Source organism: Pseudomonas sp. MF4836, assembly GCF_002018875.1.
In the GTDB taxonomy this organism is placed as follows: domain Bacteria; phylum Pseudomonadota; class Gammaproteobacteria; order Pseudomonadales; family Pseudomonadaceae; genus Aquipseudomonas.
Genome location: NZ_MVOL01000001.1, coordinates 655,736 through 671,805 on the forward strand (window position 1 = coordinate 655,736; position 16,070 = coordinate 671,805).

At 65.0% G+C, this 16,070-nt stretch carries 12 protein-coding genes; 8 read left to right on the forward strand and 4 right to left on the reverse strand.

All coding sequences use genetic code 11. The features are described from left to right. Positions 1-30: 30 nt before the first annotated feature. The 4 genes from MF4836_RS02905 to MF4836_RS02920 all read left to right on the forward strand — a co-directional run bounded on the left by MF4836_RS02905 (position 31) and on the right by MF4836_RS02920 (position 6,590). Positions 31-1,680, forward strand: coding sequence for a GMC family oxidoreductase (locus MF4836_RS02905; RefSeq protein ID WP_078469033.1), 1,650 nt, complete (start codon positions 31-33; stop codon positions 1,678-1,680). A 37-nt stretch (positions 1,681-1,717) separates the two neighbouring features. Then, the gene (locus MF4836_RS02910; protein ID WP_078469034.1) at positions 1,718-3,178 is read left to right on the forward strand and encodes a CoA-acylating methylmalonate-semialdehyde dehydrogenase; all 1,461 of its coding nucleotides are present in this window, start codon (positions 1,718-1,720) and stop codon (positions 3,176-3,178) included. Positions 3,179-3,359: 181 nt separating this feature from the next. Continuing rightward, a complete protein-coding gene (locus tag MF4836_RS02915; protein WP_078469035.1) occupies positions 3,360-4,841 on the forward strand; it encodes a purine-cytosine permease family protein in 1,482 nt (493 codons plus the stop codon). Positions 4,842-4,859: 18 nt separating this feature from the next. Then, the gene (locus MF4836_RS02920) at positions 4,860-6,590 is read left to right on the forward strand and encodes a nitrilase-related carbon-nitrogen hydrolase (protein WP_078469036.1); all 1,731 of its coding nucleotides are present in this window, start codon (positions 4,860-4,862) and stop codon (positions 6,588-6,590) included. 132 nt (positions 6,591-6,722) lie between these two features. On the opposite strand, the gene MF4836_RS02925 is transcribed toward MF4836_RS02920, so the two are convergent. From MF4836_RS02925 to MF4836_RS02935, 3 genes are all read right to left on the reverse strand, one after another. Continuing rightward, complete coding sequence (locus MF4836_RS02925) at positions 6,723-8,147, reverse strand: gamma-aminobutyraldehyde dehydrogenase (RefSeq protein ID WP_078469037.1); 1,425 nt, start codon at positions 8,145-8,147, stop codon at positions 6,723-6,725. A gap of 116 nt (positions 8,148-8,263) precedes the next feature. Then, positions 8,264-9,595 carry an APC family permease gene (locus MF4836_RS02930; RefSeq protein ID WP_078469038.1) on the reverse strand — a complete coding sequence of 444 codons (1,332 nt, stop codon included), beginning with the start codon at positions 9,593-9,595 and terminating at the stop codon, positions 8,264-8,266. 10 nt (positions 9,596-9,605) lie between these two features. Beyond that, positions 9,606-10,763, reverse strand: a complete 1,158-nt coding sequence (locus MF4836_RS02935) for an iron-containing alcohol dehydrogenase (RefSeq protein WP_078469039.1) — start codon at positions 10,761-10,763, stop codon at positions 9,606-9,608. A 371-nt stretch (positions 10,764-11,134) separates the two neighbouring features. Between MF4836_RS02935 and MF4836_RS02940 the strand changes: the two genes are divergently transcribed. The 4 genes from MF4836_RS02940 (at position 11,135) to MF4836_RS02955 (ending at position 14,879) form a co-directional block, all read left to right on the forward strand. After that, complete coding sequence (locus tag MF4836_RS02940; RefSeq protein WP_078469149.1) at positions 11,135-11,401, forward strand: ParD-like family protein; 267 nt, start codon at positions 11,135-11,137, stop codon at positions 11,399-11,401. Next, on the forward strand, positions 11,398-12,189 hold the full coding sequence (gene map / locus MF4836_RS02945; RefSeq protein ID WP_078469040.1) for a type I methionyl aminopeptidase: 792 nt from the start codon (positions 11,398-11,400) through the stop codon (positions 12,187-12,189). The genes MF4836_RS02940 and map overlap by 4 nt, the downstream gene beginning before the upstream one ends. 184 nt (positions 12,190-12,373) lie before the next feature. Continuing rightward, positions 12,374-12,754 carry a RidA family protein gene (locus tag MF4836_RS02950; protein WP_078469041.1) on the forward strand — a complete coding sequence of 127 codons (381 nt, stop codon included), beginning with the start codon at positions 12,374-12,376 and terminating at the stop codon, positions 12,752-12,754. A gap of 124 nt (positions 12,755-12,878) precedes the next feature. Beyond that, positions 12,879-14,879: a peptidase U32 family protein gene (locus tag MF4836_RS02955; protein WP_078469150.1), complete on the forward strand. Its 2,001-nt coding sequence runs from the start codon at positions 12,879-12,881 to the stop codon at positions 14,877-14,879. Positions 14,880-14,981: 102 nt separating this feature from the next. Here MF4836_RS02955 and MF4836_RS02960 read toward each other — a convergent pair whose 3' ends face one another. Then, positions 14,982-16,013 (reverse strand): zinc-dependent alcohol dehydrogenase, encoded by a 1,032-nt coding sequence (locus tag MF4836_RS02960; RefSeq protein ID WP_078469042.1) that lies wholly within the window; start codon positions 16,011-16,013, stop codon positions 14,982-14,984. Positions 16,014-16,070: the final 57 nt, after the last annotated feature.

Consider the following 16,070-nt stretch of genomic DNA (forward strand, 5'->3'; position numbering starts at 1 on the left):
GGATAACAACAAAAGTCCCGCGAGGATCCCATGCAAGCTGCTGATGTGCTCTATGACTACGTGATTGTCGGTGCCGGTCCAGCCGGTTGCCTGTTGGCCAATCGACTGTCGCAAAACCCCCAGCATCGGGTGCTGCTGCTCGAAGCGGGCGGGCAAGACAACTATCCCTGGATCCACATCCCCGTGGGTTATCTGTACTGCATCGGCAACCCGCGCACCGACTGGTGCTTCAAGACCGAACCGGAACCGGGCCTCAACGGCCGCTCCCTGAGTTATCCCCGGGGCAAGGTGCTGGGCGGCTGTTCTTCGATCAACGGCATGATCTACATGCGTGGCCAGGCCCGGGACTACGACCTGTGGGCCGAGCAGGGCAATGCCGGCTGGGCCTGGAAAGACGTGCTGCCACTGTTCAAGCGCTCGGAGAGCCACTACGCCGGCGACAGCGCCGAACATGGCGCCGGCGGCGAGTGGCGGGTCGAGGAGCAACGCCTGTCCTGGGGCATTCTGGATGCCTTTCGCGAGGCGGCGGCGCAGACCGGCATCGAGTCCATCGCCGACTTCAATGGCGGCGACAACGAAGGCTGCAGTTACTTCCAGGTCAACCAGAAACGCGGTGTGCGCTGGAATGCCTCCAAGGCCTTTCTGCGGCCCGTGGCCCAGCGCAAGAACCTGACCGTGCTGACCGGCGTCGAAGCCTCGCGCATCGAGCTGGACAACGGCCGTGCCAGCGCCGTGCTGGCCCAGTACCAGGGCCGGGAACAGCGCTTTCGGGCGCGCCGGGAAATCATCCTGTGCTGTGGCGCCATCGGTTCGCCGACCTTGCTCCAGCGCTCGGGGATCGGCCCGCGACCGTTGCTGAAGAAGTTGGGAATCGGCGTGCGCCACGAGCTGCCCGGCGTCGGCAACAACCTGCAGGACCACCTGCAACTGCGGCTGATTTACCGCATCGGCAATGGCCGCACCCTGAACCAGATGGTCTCCAGCCTGTGGGGCAAGATGAACATGGGCCTGCAATATATGGTCAGCCGCAGCGGCCCGCTGGCCATGGCGCCGAGCCAGTTGGGCGCCTTCGCCCGCTCTGGCCCGGAGCAGACGAGCGCTAACCTCGAATACCACGTGCAGCCGCTGTCTCTTGAACGCTTTGGCGAGCCGCTGCATGAGTTCCCGGCCTTTACCGCCTCGGTCTGCGACCTGCGTCCGCAAAGCCGCGGCAGCGTGGCGATTCGCGATGCCCAGTTGGGCTCGGCACCACTGATCCGGCCCAATTACCTGAGTCATGAAACCGACCTGCAAGTCGCCGCCGATGCCATTCGCCTGACCCGGCGCATTGTCGCTGCCCCGGCCTTGGCCAGCTTTGAGCCGGTGGAGTACCTGCCCGGCGCCAGCTTGCACAGCGAGGCTCAACTGCGCGAAGCGGCCAGCGCCATCGGCACCACGATTTTTCACCCGGTGGGTACCTGCAAGATGGGCCAGGACCGGGAGGCGGTGGTCGATGAGCGCCTGCGGGTGCACGGCATTGCCGGCCTGCGGATTGCCGATGCGTCGATCATGCCGACGATCGTCTCCGGCAATACCTGTTCGCCGACCCTGATGATCGGCGAGAAGGCCGCTGAAATGATCCTGGCAGATGCCGCTGCGGCCCAGCGCGCAGCGTCCGCCGTCGAGCCGGCCCTGGCCTGATCGTCCCCCACAAGAATCTATAAAAAAGGAGCTGAGCGTGAACGCCCCAACTGAAATCCTGACCCTGAAAAACTACATCAACGGCCAATGGCAGGCCTCGCGGACCGAGCACTTCGACACCGTGCGCAACCCGGCCACCGGCGAAGTGCTGGCGCGGGTGCCGCTGTCCACCGCCGCCGAACTGGATGACGCGGTGGCGGTGGCGGCCGAGGCGTTCGACAGCTGGCGCCAGGTGGCCGTGCCCCGGCGTTCGCGGGTGTTGTTCCGCTATCAGCAGTTGTTGATGGAGCGCCAGGAAGAACTGGCAAGGCTGATCACCCAGGAAAACGGCAAGAGCTACGAAGAAGCCTACGGCGAAGTGCAGCGCGGCATCGAGTGCGTGGAGTTCGCGGCGGGGGCGCCGACCTTGATGATGGGCAGCCAGCTGCCGGATATCGCCACCGGTATCGAGTCGGGCATGTACCGTTACCCGCTGGGGGTGATCGCCGGCATCACGCCGTTCAATTTTCCGATGATGGTGCCGTGCTGGATGTTCCCGTTGGCCATCGCCTGCGGCAACAGTTTCGTGCTCAAGGCCTCCGAGCGTACGCCGCTGCTGGCCCAGCGCCTGGTGGAACTGTTCACTGAGGCCGGCCTGCCCAAGGGCGTGCTCAACCTGGTGCACGGTGCCCACGACGTGGTCAACGGCATGCTGCGCCATCCCGAGGTCAAGGCCGTGTCCTTTGTCGGCTCGCAGCCGGTGGCCGAGTATGTCTACCGCGAGGCCGCCAGCCACGGCAAGCGGGTCCAGGCCCTGGCCGGGGCCAAGAACCATTCGATCGTGCTGGCCGATGCCGACCTCGACATCACGGTGAAGAACATCATCGCCGCGGCCTTCGGTTCGGCCGGTGAGCGCTGCATGGCCTGTGCGGTGGTCGTGGTGGTCGAGGAGATTGCCGATGCCCTGGTGGCGCGCCTGAAACAGGAAGCCGACGGCCTGAGCATCGGCAACGGCATGGACAAAGGGGTGTTCCTCGGGCCGGTGATTCGTGACGAACACCGCCAGCGCACCTTGGGCTATATCGAAAGCGGCGAGCGCGAAGGCGCCACCTTGCTTCGCGACGGCCGCCAGGACGCGGCCTGTGCCGGCCCCGGCTATTTTGTCGGGCCGACGCTGTTCGACCACGTGACGCCGCAGATGAAAATCTGGCAGGAGGAAATCTTCGCCCCGGTGCTGTCGATTGTTCGGGTCAAGGACCTTGCCGAAGCCATCCGCCTGACCAACCGCTCGGAGTTCGCCAACGGCGCCTGCCTGTACACCGACAGCGCCAAGGCCGTGCGCCAGTTCCGCGATGACATCGACGCCGGGATGCTCGGGGTCAATGTCGGGGTGCCGGCACCGATGGCCTTCTTCCCGTTCTCTGGCTACAAGAAATCCTTCTACGGCGACCTGCACGCCAATGGCCGCGACGGCGTGGAGTTCTTCACCCGCAAGAAAATGCTCACCGCTCGCTACTGAGCCGCCGCAAGGCAATAGCGCAATACCCATAACAAGAAAAAGGCCGTGCTCAGCGCGGCCGCAACACCTTTTCTAACTGTCGAGCACCGTCAATTTTTCTGGCTGAGCCAGCCGCTTCGGACATTTAGGGAGATACCCATGACTTGGTTCATTTCGCGCATAAAACAACAAGGAAACGCAGATGAGTAAGTTCAAAGAGTGGTTTCAGGGGCCTCAGGACATCACTGAGGCCGAGGCAGTGGAAGACTACGCCGTCGGCCGGGTGCCGAGCCGCTATCGCTGGCCGATCCCGGCGATCATCCTGGTGTTGCTGGGCAACTCCACGGCCATGTTCTGGTTCAGCCTGGGGGCTGACATGAGTTACAAGGTGGGCTGGCCGACGCTGTTGCTGCCCATCGGCTACATGGTGGTGCTGGCGACCATCATCGGCGCCTGCATCATGAAACTGGCGAGCAAGGAAGGGCTATCGCTCAACCTGCTGACCCGGGGGCTGGGTTTCGGTTACCTGGGCTCGGCGTTCACCTCGTTGATCTACGCGGTGAACTTCATCTTCTACTTCCTGTTCGAGGGCACCATCGTTTCCCATGCGATCGCGCACTATGCCGGGGTCGAGGTGGATTCGTTCAAGGGCGTGCTGATTTTTGCCAGCATCGGCCTGGTGACCATCTGGTTCGTGTGGAAGGGCATGTCGTCGATGCAGTTCCTGCAGACCTGGGGCGTGCCGATCTTCATCCTGCTGTTCGGCTTCTGCCTCTATCAACTGACCCACAACTACGACGCGGTCGGCCCCAGCGGCTGGTTCGCCCGGGGCGAGGTCGACGGCACCGCGCTGTGGGTGGTGATGAACATGGCCAACGGGCAGATTGTGTTCCAGGGCCTGCTGGCCACCGACTACGGGCGCTTCGCCAAACCCGGGATCAGCCACAAGGGCACCGCCACCATCATGCTCGGGATGCTGATCCCGATTGTCGCGGTGATGCTCTGTGGCGCATTCCTGGCCTACACCCTGATGCCCCATATCCAGAGCGGCGATCCCTTTGCCCTGGCCCTGGATCCGGGCTTCGTGTTTCCGTTCGTGATTGCCCTGGTGGGGGTGATCTTCACCATCATCACCCAGATCCGGATCAACGTGATGAACCTCTATTCGGGGTCGATCGCGCTGTCCAACACCATGGACATGGCCTTCAACTACCGCCCGGGCCGGCAGTGGTGGATGGTGCTGGTGTGGGGACTGGGGGTGGTGTTCTACATCTTCAATATCCTGCAATACACCGGGACCTTCCTTGCGATCACCGGGATCCTGACCAACACCTGGGTGTTCATCATCCTCGCCGACTATTTCGTCTGCCGAAAAATGCTCAACCTGGCGCCCAGTGACTTTGTCGAATTCCGCCGCGAATACCTGCGTTCCTGGAACCCCTGCGGCGTGATTTCGCTGCTGGTCGCGGTGGCCATCGGCGCGGCGGGCATCCTCGGCGCCTATCCGCTGTATTACGCCTCGTTCATCGCCATGCTGGTGGGCCCGCTGCTTCACGTGGCCTTCACCGTGGCGACCCGTGGCCGTTACTATTTCAAGACCTTCCCCCAGGACATGCCCACCACCTGGCGCCCGGAGCAGGACTACCAGGGGCCGCGCCCGGACGGGCTGGCGGCGCAAGCCTGAATCACGGAGAAACGACCCATGAGCACAGCATCGATCAACGTCGCGGCGGTTCAGTTCGAGCCGACCCTGTTCGACAAGCAAGGCAATATCGAGCGCCTGTACGCGCTGGTGGAAGAGGCGGCCGAGGCCGGGGCACAGCTGATAGTCGCCCCGGAAATGGCCACCACCGGCTACTGCTGGCAAAGCCGCGAAGAGGTCGCGCCCTATGTGGAGCCAATCCCCGGGCCGACCAGCGCGCGCTTCGCCGAATTGGCCAGGCGCCATGGCTGCCACATCGTCGTCGGCATGCCGGAGGTCGACCCGGTCGACGACCTGTACTACAACTCGGCCTTTCTGGTCGGCCCCGAAGGGCTGGTGGGGGTGCACCGCAAGACGCACCCCTATATCTCCGAACCCAAGTGGGCGGTGTGCGGCGACCTTGAGCACCAGGTGTTCGAGACCCCCATCGGCAGGATCGCGCTGCTGATCTGCATGGACATCCACTTCCTGGAAACCGCGCGGGTCACGGCGCTGGCCGGCGCCGATGTGATCTGCCACCTGAGCAACTGGCTGGCCGAGCGCACCCCGGCGCCGTACTGGATCAACCGCGCTTATGAAAACGGCTGCTACCTGATCGAGGGCAACCGCTGGGGCCTGGAGCGCGGGGTGCAGTTCAGTGGCGGCAGTTGCATCATCGAGCCCGACGGCTCGGTACAGGCCGCACGCGACACCGGCGACGGCGTGGTGCTGGGCCAGATCGACCTGGCGCGGGTGCGCGCCGAGCGTCAGGCACGCCAGGGCCTGCGGCGCCCGGCGCTGTACAAGGAACTGCTGAACAATTCCTACACCTGGAACCCGCTGGACTTTTTCCGCCTGTACGGCCTTGAGCCGCTGCCGGCCGGTGGCGTGGCCCAGGTCGGCGTCGGCCAGTTCAACCCCGGCCCGGACAAAGCCGAGAACCTGGGGTGCATCCGCGAACTGGCCCATGAGGGGCAACGTGCCGGAGCGCGCCTGCTGGTGCTGCCGGAACTGTCGCTGAGCGGGCCCTTTGCTGGCGCGCAGATGGCCGAACCCCTGGACGGACCGAGTGTGGCCGGGTTGATTGAGCTGGCGGGCAGCCTCGACCTGTACCTGGTCGCCGGCCTGGTGGAAGCGCACCAGGGGCAGCTCTACAACACGGCAGTGCTGGTAGGGCCCGAGGGCCTGCTGTGCAGCTATCGCAAGATCCACCTCAGCGCGCAGGATCGGCGCTGGGCCGAGGCAGGCGGGCGGTGGTGCACCTACGATCTGCCCTTCGCCCGGGTCGGCCTGTTGCTGGGCGACGATGCCCTGGTGCCGGAAGCCGGCAGGATCCTGGCGCTCAAGGGCTGCGACCTGATTGCCTGCCCGGCGGCGCTGAGCGGGCCGGTGCCGGGAGCCCATGCCGGCAGCCAGATACCGCAGCAGGCACCGATCCCCATGGGGGCCGACGCGTATCACTGGCACCTGGGGCGGGTACGCGGCGGCGAGAACAATCTGTATTTCGCCGTTGCCAACAGCCAGGACGCGGCCAGCGGCAGCTTCGGCGCCAGCGGCGTATTCGGCCCGGACACTTTCGCCTTTCCCCGGCGTGAAGCGCTGTTGGAGACGAGCCGAGGGGTGGCGGTGGCGAGTATCGATACCGGCAACCTGGCCAGCGGCTATGCCACCAACGTGGTGCGGCGCAAGGACCTGGTGCTGATGCGCAAGCCTCACCAGTACCGGTCGTTGATCAAACCCTCGGCGCTCTGAAAGGCCGCGCCGGCACCTGGCGTCGGGCGCAATGCCCACGCCAGGTTCGGTTATTCAGGGAGGGCCGCAGGGCTGCGGCCTTTGCCCGGCCGGCAGCAGCGTGGGCGCCGCTGCCGGATCTTGCCCGGCAACCTAGTGCTTGAACATCACGTGGCGGATGGTGGTGTAGTCCTCCAGGCCATACATCGACATGTCCTTGCCATAACCCGAGAGCTTGGCGCCGCCGTGGGGCATTTCGCTGACCAGCATAAAGTGCGTGTTGACCCAGGTGCAGCCGTATTGCAGGCGTGCGGCCAGGCGGTGGGCGCGGCCGACATCGGCGGTCCACACCGAGGAGGCCAGGCCGTAGTCGGAGTCGTTGGCCCAGGCCAGGGCTTGGGCTTCGTCGTCGAACTCGGTCACGGAAACCACCGGGCCGAAGATTTCATGGCGCACCACTTCGTCGTCCTGGCGGGCTCCGGCGAGCACCGTCGGCTCAAAGAAGAAACCCGGGCCGTCAACGCGCTGGCCACCGGTCACCACCTCGATATGGGACAGCTCGCGGGCACGTTGCACAAAGCCCTCGACCCGCTCCAGGTGCTGGCGGGTGATCAAGGGCCCAAGCTCGGTGTTCGGGTCGTCCTGCAGGCCGTACTGGAGGCTGGCCACGGCGGCGCCGAGCTTTTGCACGAACTGCTGATAGATGCCTTTTTGCACGTAGATGCGGCAGGCGGCGGTGCAGTCCTGGCCGGCATTGTAGAAACCGAAGTTGCGCACGCCTTCGACGGCGGCGTCGATGTCGGCATCGTCGAACACGATCACCGGCGCCTTGCCCCCCAGTTCCATGTGCATGCGCTTCACGCTGTCGGCGGTGCCGGCGATGATCCGACTGCCGGTGGCCACCGAGCCGGTCAACGACACCATGCGCACCTTGGGATGGCTGGTCAGGGGCGCGCCGACACTCGGGCCACGGCCGAAGACCACGTTGACCACGCCGGCCGGGAAGATCCCGGCCATCAATTCGGCCAGCTTCAGCGCGGTCAATGGCGTCTGCTCGGACGGCTTGAGGACCACGGTATTACCGGCCGCCAGGGCCGGGCCGAGTTTCCAGGCGACCATCATCAGCGGGTAGTTCCAGGGCGCGATGGAGGCCACCACGCCCACCGGGTCGCGGCGGATCATCGAGGTATGGCCCGCCAGGTACTCGCCGGCGGCACTGCCTTGCAGGCAGCGGCTGGCGCCGGCGAAGAAGCGGAACACGTCAGCGACCCCCGGCAGCTCATCGTTCAGCGCGGCGGCGTAGGGCTTGCCGCAGTTGTCGGATTCCAGGCGCGCCAGGTCCTGGGCGTGGGCGTCGATGGCGTCGGCCAGTTTCAGCAGCAGCAGCGAACGGTCCTTGGGCGTGGTCTGGGACCAGGCGTCGAAGGCGGCGTCGGCGGCGCAGACCGCGGCGTCGACCTGGGCCAGGCTGGCCTCGGGGATTTCCACCAGGGTGGTGCCCAGGGACGGGTTGAGCACCGACAGTTTTTCGCCTTCACCGGCGATGAGTTGGCCATTGATCAGCAGGCAGGTTTGCATGGATTCTCCTGTGGGGCGGGGGAGGCCGCCGCCTTGAAAAAGTCGCAACTGCCCCGGCAGGCGCATGGAGCATGCGCATGAAGGGGCCGTTACAGGGGGGGCTTGGAAGAAGGGGGTCAGAGCGCCGGTTCCGGCACCGCAACACTGAACAGGCGGGTGCGGCAGGCCAGGTACACCAGGCCCAGCAGGACCCAGCAGCAGCCGAGAATCAGCGCGTCCTGGTCCAGGCTGATCAGCATCCAGCCGGAGGTGAAGGCGCCGGCCAGGGGGAACAGCACCCCGCGCAGCATGCCGGCCTTGTCGCCGACCTTGCGGTCGAAGGTCAGTTTCAGCGCGCACAGGTTGACGGCGGTGAAGGCCAGGAAGGCGCCGAAGTTCACCAGCGAGGTGGCGGTGGCGATGGTCAGGCCGAACCCGACCAGGCCAAAGGCACCGGACAGCATGATGTTGAACACCGGGGTCTTGTAGCGCGGGTGGAGCACGCCGAACAGCTTTTGCGGCAGCTGGTTGTCGCGGCCCAGGGCATACAGCAGGCGCCCGACACTGGCCTGGAACGACAGGCCGGCAGCGAAGTGGGCAATGATGATGCCGGTCAGGACCACGCCGAAGAACAGGTCGCCACCGATGGTCTTGGCGATTTCGAAGGCCGCGCCGTCGATGTTCTCGAACACGCCCGCCGGGTGTGCCAGGTACATGAAGTACGAGGAACCGATGTACAGGCTGCCGCCAATCAGGGCCACCAGCAGGATCGCCCGGGGAATGGTGCGTTCCGGCTCGACGGTTTCTTCACTCAGGGTCGACAGCGCATCGAAACCGAGGAACGAATAGGCCGCGATGGCCGCGCCCGCCATGGTCGCCGAGAACGGCACGTCGACGTTGAAGAACGGCTTGACCGAGAGCAGTCCGCCCGGGCCGTTGATTGCCGCCACGTAGTGCCAGCACAGGCCGATGAAGACCGCGATGATCGTCAGCTGGATCAGCATCAGGATGATGTTGAAACGGTTGGCGACCTGGATCCCGAGGATATTGAGCAGGGTGGTGGAGACAATGAAACCGGTGATCCAGCACCACTGCGGCACATCGGGAAAGGCCAGGCTCAGGTAGCTCGCACCCAGCAGCCAGATCAGCATCGGGATAAAGAAGTAATCGAGCAGGGCGGCCCAACCGACCATGAAGCCGATGTTGGGGTTGAGCATCTTGCGGGTGTAGGTGTAGGCCGAGCCGGCTGCGGGGAACACCCGCACCAGGCGACCGTAGCTCAATGCGGTGAAGATCACGCCGATGGACGCCACCACGTAGGACAGCGCCACGGTGTTCTGGCTGGCCTGGGCGATCACGCCGTAGGTGCCGAATACGATCAGCGGGGCGATGAAGGCCAGGCCGAACAGCAGCACTGAGACCGGCCCGAGGGTCCGGCGCAGATGAGGAGAGGAAGTCGATGCGCTCATGGGTCTGGCCTCAAGCTGAGTAGTTGTAGGCGGCGCGGATCACATCGAGGTAGCTCTCGACGGACATGTCTTTGATGTTGCTCGCATCGGAAATATTGCTTTTGGACTTCTGCGCGATGGCCAGGAAGTCTTCTTCGCGCACCCCGGCCACATCGGCGAAACGCGGGATGCCCAGCTCCCGGTTCATGCGGAACAATTGCTCCACGGCCGCTTCGGCTGCAGCCACCGCACTCAGGTTGGGGTCGATGCCCAGGGCGTAGGCGACATCGGCGTGGCGGCGCAGGTCGGCGTCGCGGTTATGGCTGAACACAAACGGCAGGAAGATCGCATTGCCAACCCCGTGCGGGGTGTCGTACATGCCGCCGATGGCTTCGGAAATGCAGTGCACGCTGGCGATGTCGGCGTTGCCGAAGGCCATGCCGGCAATCAGGCTGGCGATCAGCATCTGTTCCCGGGCCTCGCGGTTGTCCGGCTCTTGCACGGCGGGCTTGAGGTGCTGCGCGATCAGGCGGATGGCATGCAGGGCCAGGCCGTCGCTGATGGGGTTGGCCGGCTTGCCGGTGTAGGCTTCGATGGCGTGGGTCAGGGCGTCCATCCCGGTGGCGGCGGCAATGTGCGGCGGCAGGGTGGCGGTGATGTCCGAGTCGAGCAGCGCCAGGACCGGGCCGATGCGGTAGTCGAGCAGGCTCATCTTGAACTGGCGGCGGGTGTCGGTGATCACCGAGAAGAAGGTCACTTCGCTGCCGGTGCCGGCAGTGGTCGGAATCGCCACGATCGGCAGCACCGGGCCCTTGAGGGTAAAGGCGCCTTCATAGTCTTCGACCCGGCCTTCATGGGTCAGCAGCACGCTGATGGCCTTGGCTGCGTCCATCGCGCTGCCGCCACCGACGGCCAGCACGCCGTCGATGCCCTTGCCGCGGTACAGCTCGGCGGCACGGTTGACGTCTTCGCTGCGCGGGTTGGGCTTGACGTCGGCGATCTCGTCATAGCGGATCCCGGCCTGCTCCAGGCTGGCGTAGATGCTGTCGAGCAGGCCGGCGTTCTTGACCCCCGGGTCGGTGACCAGCAGCACGTGGCGCAAGCCGAGGCCGGTCAGGTATTCGCCGGTGCGCTGGCGCAGGCCGGGCTCCATGACGATTTTGGTGGGTAACAGAAACTGGAATTGCATGGGTAGGTTCCTCTCGCTCTCTGGCGCTCTTGCAATGTTGTAGTTATGGCAGACGAGTCAGGGCGCCGCGTGTGCGGCCAATGCTGGTTTTTTATTGTTCCGGATGCCGATCGGTCGAGCCCGTGGGGCTGGCATCTCCAAGGCTGCGCGGCGAGCGCAGACCGGTATGGATCGAGAGACTAAGACCCGGGGGAGCAATCGACAAATACTAAAAACTCAAGGGAGCATTCGATTTAATCGAATGCTCGGGGAGCGCCTCGTTTGGCAGCGGTGCCCAGCGCTGCAGCTCGGGCAGATTGCAGCGCAATTGCAATTGCGTACTGCCATCAGGCAATATACGAAACATATACACTTCGTATCAGGTGATGTTTGTGGGAATCGTCAAAATTTCAGACGCCATGCATGAGAATCTGCGGGTCGCCAGCCATGCCCTCAGCCGTTCGATCAATGCCCAGGCCGAGCACTGGATGCGCATCGGCATGCTCGCCGAGCTGTACCCGGACCTGGACCACAGCGGTATCTGCCGCTTGCTGATCCGCGCCGAACAGGCCGGTGGCCTCGACCTCAAGCAACTGAGCGAGCTGGCGGAGACGTCTCGCGGCGCCACCATGCGTGCCGTCGGGGGGGCCCGCCCATGAATGGCAAAGTCGTGTTGAAGACGCGCGAGGAAGTGGCCCAGTCCAAAGTGGCCGGCACCTTGGCCGCCGAAGTCCTGGCCATGATCACGCCCCACGTCAAGGCCGGGGTCAGCACCGATCAACTGGACCAGATCTGCCATGACTACATCGTCAACGTGCAGCGGGCGATTGCCGGGAATATCGGTTATCACGGCTTCCCCAAGACCGTGTGCATCTCGGTCAATGAGGTGGTGTGCCACGGCATTCCTTCGGGCCGGGTGCTCAAGGACGGCGATATCGTCAATATCGACATCGCCGTGGTCAAGGACGGCTGGTACGGCGACACCAGCCGCATGTACTTCGTCGGCGAGCCCAGCCCCGAGGCGCGGCGCCTGGTCGCCACCACCTATGAGGCGATGTGCGCCGGCATCCGCACCGTGCGCCCGGGCGCGACCCTGGGCGATATCGGCCATGCGATCCAGAGCGTGGCTGAGCGCGACGGCTTCAGTGTGGTGCGCGAATACTGCGGCCACGGCATCGGCAAGATCTACCACGACGAGCCCCAGGTGCTGCACTACGGCTACCCGGGCCAGGGCCTGAAGCTGAAAGCCGGGATGATCTTTACCATCGAACCCATGCTCAATGCCGGCAAACGCCACGTGAAGACCCTGGCCGATGCCTGGACCGTGGTGACCAAGGACCACTCGCTCTCGGCCCAGTGGGAGCACATGGTGGCGGTGACCGACCAGGGTTTCGAAATCCTGACCCCGTGGCCGGACAGCGTCGAGGGCTTTCCCGCGATCGTCTAGCGCGGCGAGGCGCTCCACCCCGGCTGCGCCAACGCCCCCATCGGCCAGCACCGGTGGGGGCGTTTTGCCAGGTCGGAGGCTGGCTGCACGGTGGGGCCGGCCGCCGATTGGACAACAGCCCGGCGCGGGGCGGTAAACTGCCGCGCAGATTTTTCCTTACTCACTCCTTGAACAAGAGCAGCCCATGGCCCACCACGACATCACCTTTATTCCCGATCCTGACGCGGACTCCATTTCCTCCGACGTTGCCGGTTTTGGCGGCCTGCTGGTCTCGACCCAGATCCCGACCCATGCCGATGGCAGCCTGGAGCTGGGGGACATCACCCGGCAAAGCGAATGCACCCTGCAAGCGTTGAAAGTCGCACTGGAGAAGGCCGGCAGCTCCATGGACCGGGTCCTGCACCTGACCATCTACCTCACCGACATGGCCGACCGCGGCGCATTCAACGAGGTTTACCAGCGTTTCTTCGCCAAGCCCTGGCCGGTGCGCGCCGCCGTTGGCGTGGCGGCATTGGCGGTCGAAGGCATGCGGGTGGAAGTCACCGCCATGGCCGCCAAGGCCTGATCCACCGAGGGTTTCGGCGGTTGCGCGCAAGGCGTGGCCGCCACCTGGCAGCACACGGGTGCCGGTCGCGCATTTGGCCGCTACAATGCACGCCTCGACCGTGACCAGCCTGACTAAAAAAATTATGTCCCTGCCTAAACATCACCTGGAATTGCTCAGCCCCGCCCGTGACGTGGCCATTGCTCGCGAGGCCATCCTGCATGGCGCCGACGCCGTGTACATCGGTGGCCCCAGCTTCGGCGCACGGCACAACGCCTGCAACGAAGTGAGCGATATCGCCCAGTTGGTGGAGTTCGCCCGGCGCTACCATGCCCGGGTGTTCACCACCATCAACACCATCCTCCACGACAACGAGCTGGAGCCGGCGCGCAAGCTGATCCACCAACTGTACGATGCCGGCGTCGATGCGCTGATCGTCCAGGACCTGGGGGTGATGGAGCTGGACATTCCGCCGATCGAGCTGCACGCCAGCACCCAGACCGATATCCGCACCCTGGCCCGGGCCAAGTTCCTCGACCAGGCCGGCTTCTCGCAACTGGTGCTGGCCCGCGAACTGAACCTGCAAGAGATCCGCGCCATCGCCGACGAGACCGACGCGGCCATCGAGTTCTTCATTCACGGTGCCTTGTGCGTGGCCTTTTCCGGGCAGTGCAACATCTCCCACGCGCAGAACGGCCGCAGCGCCAACCGTGGCGACTGCTCCCAGGCCTGCCGCCTGCCGTACACCCTCAAGGATGAGCAGGGCGGGGTCATCGCCTACGAGAAACACCTGCTGTCGATGAAGGACAACAACCAGAGCGCCAACATCCGCGCCCTGGTGGAGGCCGGCGTGCGTTCGTTCAAGATCGAAGGCCGCTACAAGGACATGGGCTACGTGAAGAACATCACCGCCTATTACCGCCAGCGCCTGGACGCCGTGCTCGAAGACCGCCCGGACCTGGCCCGGGCCTCCAGCGGGCGCACCGCGCACTTCTTCGTGCCCGACCCGGACAAGACCTTCCACCGTGGCAGCACCGACTACTTCGTCAGCGAGCGCAAGATCGACATCGGCGCCTTCGACTCGCCGACCTTCACCGGCCTGCTGGTGGGCGTGGTGGAAAAAGTCGGCAAGCGTGACTTGCAGGTGGTGACCCGCGAGCCACTGTCCAACGGCGACGGCCTCAATGTGCAGGTCAAGCGCGAGGTGGTGGGCTTTCGCGCCAACATCGCCGAAGCCAAGGGCGAATTCGAGGAAGACGGCGAGAAACGCTACCGCTATCGCGTCGAACCCAATGAGATGCCCGAAGGCCTGCACCGCCTGCGGCCCTTGCATCCCCTGAGCCGCAACCTGGACCACAACTGGCAGCAGGCGTTGGTCAAGACTTCCGCCGAGCGTCGGGTAGGCCTGGCCTGGACGGTGCAGTTGCGCGAAGAGCGCCTGGAACTGAGCGCCACCAGCGAGGAAGGTGTCAGCGCCAGCGTGGTGCTGGATGGCCCGTTCGGCGTGGCCAACAAGCCGGAGCAGGCCCTGGAACAACTGCAGGACCTGCTGGGCCAACTGGGTACCACCCAATATCACGCCACCGGGATCAAGCTGGATGCGCCCCAGGCGTTCTTCATTCCCAACTCCCAGCTCAAGGCCCTGCGCCGGGAAGTCATCGAAGCCCTGACCGCCGCGCGGATCGAGGCTCACCCACGGGGTAGCCGCAAAGCCGAGACCAGCCCGCCACCGGTGTATCCGGAAGCGCATCTGTCGTTCCTGGCCAACGTCTACAACCAGAAGGCCCGCGACTTCTACCACCGTCACGGGGTGAAGTTGATCGACGCCGCCTTCGAGGCCCACCAGGAAACTGGCGAAGTGCCGGTGATGATCACCAAGCACTGCCTGCGTTTCTCCTTCAACCTGTGCCCGAAACAGGCCAAGGGTGTGACCGGGGTGCGGACCAAGGTCGCGCCGATGCAATTGGTGCACGGCGATGAAGTGCTGACCCTGAAGTTCGATTGCAAGCCGTGTGAAATGCACGTGATCGGCAAGATCAAGGGCCACATCCTCGGCCTGCCGTTGCCGGGCAGCGTCAACGAGCAAGTGGTCGGCCATATCAGCCCCCAGGACCTGCTCAAGACCATCCCCCGCGCACCGCACTGAGTGCCTGCCGGGCGCGCCGCAATGGCGCGTCCGGCGGCCGAAAAAAAACGCCGTTTGCTCACTCGGGGCAAACGGCGTTTTGCGTTGGGGGGAGGGTGGTGTTCAGGCGATTTTCAACACCGTGCGCCCCACCAGTTGCCCTTTGCGCATGCGCTCGAATATCTGGTTGATTGCCTCCAGCGGCTCGGTGACGATCTGCGCCGTGACCTGGCCCCGGGCGGCGAAGGCCACCGCTTCGTTGAGGTCCTGGCGGGTACCGATGTTGGAGCCGGTGATGGTCAGTTCCCAGCCGCTGATGGCCGAGATCGAGGCGCGCACGGTGTCGGCGTCGCCGCCGGGCAAGCCGATGAAGACGGCGGTGCCGCCCGGGCGCAGCATGCCCACGGCCTGTTCGAAGGCGGCGTTGGCCACTGCCGTGACCAGGGCCGCGTGGACCCCGCCGAGTTGCTCCTTGATCGCCTGCACCGGCTCTTCCCGGGCGTTGATCAGGCGGTCGGCGCCCAGGCTGCGGGCCAGCTCCAGTTTGTCGGCCGAGACGTCCACCGCCACCACGCGAAAGCCCATGGCCTTGGCGTATTGCACTGCCACGTGCCCCAGGCCGCCAATGCCGAGCACCGCCACCCATTGCCCGGGACGGGCTCTGGAGCGCATCAGCCCGCGATACGTGGTGACCCCGGCGCACAGAATCGGCGCCATGGCATACAGGTCCACGCCGTCAGGAATCCGCGCGACAAACGCCGCTGGCGCCAGCATGTATTCGGCGTAGCCGCCGGGTTGGCTGTAGCCGGTGGATTCGCGGTGGGCGCAGATGGTTTCCATGCCCGCCAGGCAGTACTCGCAGGTGCCGCAGGCGCTGTACATCCACGGTACGCCCACCGCTTCGCCAATCGCCGGTTGCTGCACGCCTTCGCCCTGAGCCACCACGTGCCCGGTGATCTCGTGGCCGGGTATCAACGGCAGCAGGGGCAGCTCAGACCAGTCGCCGTCGATGGCGTGCAGGTCGCTGTGGCACACGCCGCAGGCGACCACCTTGATCAGCACTTCACCGCGCCCGGGTACTGGAATCGGCACCTGCTCGATGCTCAACGCTTCGCCGACACGGTGCAGTACGGCGGCCTTCATGGTGTTGCTCATGGTGTTCCCCTGTGTTTCAAGGGCAGCCCGCCTGGGCTGCCGGATCGTTCGAGAGTG